This window comes from Lapillicoccus sp., from assembly GCF_025353065.1.
Taxonomy (GTDB): Bacteria; Actinomycetota; Actinomycetes; order Actinomycetales; family Dermatophilaceae; genus Lapillicoccus.
On the sequence record NZ_JANXRJ010000244.1, the window covers coordinates 1 to 4,032 of the forward strand.

The 4,032-nt window shown below is 71.8% G+C and carries 4 protein-coding genes; 3 read left to right on the forward strand and 1 reads right to left on the reverse strand.

Features of this window, described 5'->3' with window-relative positions:
- Nucleotides 1-391: 391 nt before the first annotated feature.
- From cimA to Q0R63_RS17970, 3 genes are all read left to right on the forward strand, one after another.
- Nucleotides 392-1,972 carry a citramalate synthase gene (gene cimA, locus Q0R63_RS17960; RefSeq protein WP_295700359.1) on the forward strand — a complete coding sequence of 527 codons (1,581 nt, stop codon included), beginning with the start codon at nt 392-394 and terminating at the stop codon, nt 1,970-1,972.
- A 112-nt stretch (nt 1,973-2,084) separates the two neighbouring features.
- Nucleotides 2,085-2,648 carry a DUF1707 domain-containing protein gene (locus Q0R63_RS17965; RefSeq protein ID WP_295700361.1) on the forward strand — a complete coding sequence of 188 codons (564 nt, stop codon included), beginning with the start codon at nt 2,085-2,087 and terminating at the stop codon, nt 2,646-2,648.
- Nucleotides 2,641-3,030 carry a GNAT family N-acetyltransferase gene (locus tag Q0R63_RS17970; protein ID WP_295700364.1) on the forward strand — a complete coding sequence of 130 codons (390 nt, stop codon included), beginning with the start codon at nt 2,641-2,643 and terminating at the stop codon, nt 3,028-3,030. Before Q0R63_RS17965 ends, Q0R63_RS17970 begins: the two co-directional genes overlap by 8 nt.
- On the opposite strand, the gene Q0R63_RS17975 is transcribed toward Q0R63_RS17970, so the two are convergent.
- Nucleotides 3,031-3,978 carry a 3-methyladenine DNA glycosylase gene (locus Q0R63_RS17975; RefSeq protein ID WP_295700367.1) on the reverse strand — a complete coding sequence of 316 codons (948 nt, stop codon included), beginning with the start codon at nt 3,976-3,978 and terminating at the stop codon, nt 3,031-3,033.
- Nucleotides 3,979-4,032 lie beyond the last annotated feature (54 nt).

The window sequence follows — 4,032 nt, forward strand, 5'->3', positions numbered from 1 at the left end:
CACGACCTCGGCCAGCAGGGGCGGCCAGACCACGACCTCCGCCAGCAGGGGCGGCCAGCAGGGGCGGGCGTGCAGGCTGCCCACCATGCGGACGCCGTGATCGTCATTCGGACACGGCTGTGGCACAGTGTCACCCGTGAAGCCTGTGACCGCAGTGGCAACCTCCACGCTGATTATCAGCTAGCGCGACGAAGCTCCTTCGTCGCGCCGACCTCCCGTACCCGGGGGGTCTTTTTGTTTCCCCGGTCACCACCCCAGCCCGGGCGAGCAGCGTCGAGGGATCGGTGATCACGGCCACCGGGCTCCACCACACACCTGACTCAGGCGGCATACCCCCGCGACACACCCGGCATACCGGCGGGCGGCCGACGACGAACCGAGAGCGAAACCGATGTCCGACCTGCACGTCTACGACACCACCCTGCGCGACGGCGCCCAGCAGGAGGGGCTCAACCTCTCCGTGTCGGACAAGCTCGCGATCGCCCGGCACCTCGACGAGCTCGGGGTGGGCTTCCTCGAGGGGGGCTGGCCGGGCGCGAACCCCAAGGACACCGAGTTCTTCGCGCTGGCCGGCCGCGAGCTACAGCTGCACAACGCGCAGCTGGCCGCGTTCGGAGCGACCCGCCGCGCCGGGTCCAAGGCGGCCGACGACATCCTCATCCGGGCGCTCGTCGACTCCGGGGCGCCGGTCGTCACCCTCGTCGCGAAGTCGCACGTCCGGCACGTCGAGCAGGCCCTGCGCACGACGCTCGAGGAGAACCTCGAGATGGTCCGCGACACCGTCTCCTTCCTGCACGGGGAGGGCCGCCGGGTCTTTCTCGACGCGGAGCACTTCTTCGACGGGTATGCCGCCGACCGCGGCTACGCGCTCGAGGTGGTCCGGGTCGCGACGGAGGCGGGCGCCGAGGTGGTCGCCCTCTGCGACACCAACGGCGGGATGCTTCCGGGCCAGATCCAGGACGTCGTCGCCGACGTGCTCTCCATGACCTCGGCGCGGCTGGGGATCCACTGTCACAACGACACCGGCTGCGCCGTCGCGAACTCGATGGCGGCGGTGGAGGCCGGCGCGACCCACGTCCAGGGCACGATCAACGGCTATGGCGAGCGCACCGGCAACGCCGATCTGCTCACCGTCGTGAGCAACCTCCAGCTCAAGGCCGGGCACGACCTCCTGCCGCCCGAGCGGCTCCGGGACGCGACCCGGATCGCGCACGCGATCAGCGAGGTCACCAACGTCGCGCCCTACAGCCGCCAGCCCTACGTCGGGGCGAGCGCCTTCGCCCACAAGGCCGGCCTGCACGCGAGCGCGCTCAAGGTCGACCCGGCGCTCTACCAGCACACCGACCCGGGAGCGGTCGGCAACGCGATGCGCACCCTCGTCAGCGACATGGCCGGGCGGGCGAGCATCGAGCTCAAGGCCACCGAGCTCGGCTTCGACCTCAGCGAGCAGCCGCAGCTCGTCGTCGACCTCCTCGCGACCGTCAAGGACCTCGAGCTGCAGGGCTACACCTTCGACGCGGCGGACGCGTCCTTCGAGCTGCTGCTGCGCAAAGCCATTGCAGGAGAGCCGGTCTCATACTTCGACATCGAGTCGTGGCGGGTCATCACCGACGCCCGCGGCACCGACGAGGCGCTGTCCGAGGCGACGGTCAAGCTCGTCGCGAGCGGGCAGCGCTTCGTCGCGACAGGGGAGGGCAACGGCCCGGTCAACGCCCTCGACCACGCCCTGCGCGCCGCCCTCGCCGCGGTCTACCCCGAGATCGACAAGCTCGAGCTGATCGACTTCCGCGTCCGGATCCTCGACGCCACCCACGGCACCGACGCGGTGACGCGGGTGCTCATCGAGACCTCCGACGGCGAGACGTCGTGGGAGACCGTCGGGGTCGCCCCCAACATCGTCGAGGCGTCCTGGCGCGCCCTCTCCGACGGCATCACCTACGGCCTGATCCGCCACGCGGTCCCCGTCCGCTGACCGCCCCGAACTCGCTCGTTGCTCCGGAGCTGCCCGTTTCGCCGGTTCAGAGCCCGCGAATGGGCACTCCAGAAGCAACAAGGCGGGCGTGGGGGGCGGCATGATGGGTGACATGAGCACCACGCCAGCAGAGCCCTCCGCCGTCCGTGTCGGCGATGCCGAGCGCCAGGCCGCCATCGCCCAGCTGAGGGGCCAGTGGCAGGCGGGCCGCCTCGACCCGACCGAGCACGAGGCCCGGACCACCAAGGCGTATGCCGCGGTCACCCGGGGCGACCTCGACGCCCTGTTCACGGACCTTCCGGCCCTGCCGCCCGGCAACGACCCCCACGGCGCGGTCCCGTCGACGACCGGCACCCCGGGCACCCTGATGTCGTCGGGCGCTCCCGGCACCCCCATGCCCTCCACCGTCCCGGGGACCCCCATGCCGCCCTCCGGTGGGGTGTCGTCCGGCCAGGGTGGGCTCATCCCGGCGGGCTCGTGGGTGCACGGCCGACGCAACGCGATCATGTCGCTGACGCCCTTCGTCGCCCTCGGCCTCTTCCTCCTGACGAGGCAGTGGTACTTCTTCCTCCTCGTGCCCGCCCTCGGCGCGCTGTTCTACGCCGGCGACGACGGCAGCAAGTCTGCGCGACGCCGCGACCGCGACGAGCGGCGGCGTCGCGACCGCGGTGAGTGACGCGCTGCTTCGCCCCGGGCTCGCCGGCGAGGCGGGGCTCCTCAGCGATCTCGCCATCCGGAGCAAGGGCCACTGGGGCTACGACGCCGACTTCCTCGACGCCTGCCGCGGGGAGCTCACCCTGACGCCCGAGAGGGCCGTCGAAGCCGTCGTCGCGGTCGTCGACGATGTGGTCGTCGGGTTCCACCTCCTCGAGCCGGCGCACCCTGACGAGTCTGCGGACCGAGCTGCAGCCGGCCGGCTGGAGATGCTGTTCGTCGGCCCGGACACGATCGGGTCCGGGGTCGGTCGGCTGCTCTACGACGACGCCGTGCAGCGCGCCCGGTCCCGGGGCTGGCGCTTGATGGTGCTCGACGCCGACCCCGGTGCCGAGTCCTTCTAGTTACGGATGGGTGCCCGCCGCATCGGCGAGGTCCCCAGCGGCTCGATCCCCGGGCGCGTCCTGCCGGTCCTCGACATCGACGTCTGCGAGTAGCCGGTCACAGACCGCGACGAGCCGTGCGCGCAGGGCTTGCGACCGCTCGGCAAAACCACGCTGGGCCTCGACGTATGCCGCCCTGCCGGACGCCGTCTCGATCGGCACCGGCACGACGCCGAGCTCCGCGAGGTCGTAGGGGGCGGCCCGCATGTCGAAGAGCCGGATGTCCCGGGCGAGGTCGAAGCAGTCCGCGACGAGCTCGCTCGGCACGGCCGGCGTGAGCTTGTAGGCCCACTTGTAGACGTCCATCCCGGCGTGCAGGCACCCCGGCTGCTCGAGGGCGACCTGCGAGTCCCGTGTGGGGACAACGGTGTTGAGAGGGCGGGCCGGCTCGGTGAAGAACCGGAAGGCGTCGAAGTGGGAGCACGCCACCCGCTGGCTCTCGACGACGGCGTCGGTGTCGGCGGTGCCCAGGCGCAGCGGCCACTCGGCGTGCCGCAGCTGGTCCTCGTCCTGCCGGTAGACCATGGCCCACTCGTGGAGGCCGAAGCAGCCGAGATGCGGCTTCCGGTCGAGGGTGCGGGTGAGCAGGTCCCGGATGAAGGACACGGTGCGTCCGCGGGCGGCGAGGAAGGCATCGAGGTCGAGGGTGACCCGGTTGTCCTCGACGAGCGAGAACCGCCACCCGGCACGCTCGGTCGCAGCGGCCTCCTCGAGGACGACGCCCGATCCAGGATGCCAGCGCCGCAGGGCTGCAGGCCGGTGCGAGTAGTAGCTGAAGAGGAAGTCCTCGACGGGGTGCTTGCGGCCGTCGTCGCGCCGGGTCCGGTGCCCGGCTGTCGCGGCGTCGATCCGCGCGGCGTGCGCTCGCTCGCGCTCGCGCCACACCGGCAGCGGAAGGACCTCGGGCACCGGCCAAGGTTACGGCCCGAAGCCCGGGGGGTTGACGCAGCGTCAAGGGGGTTG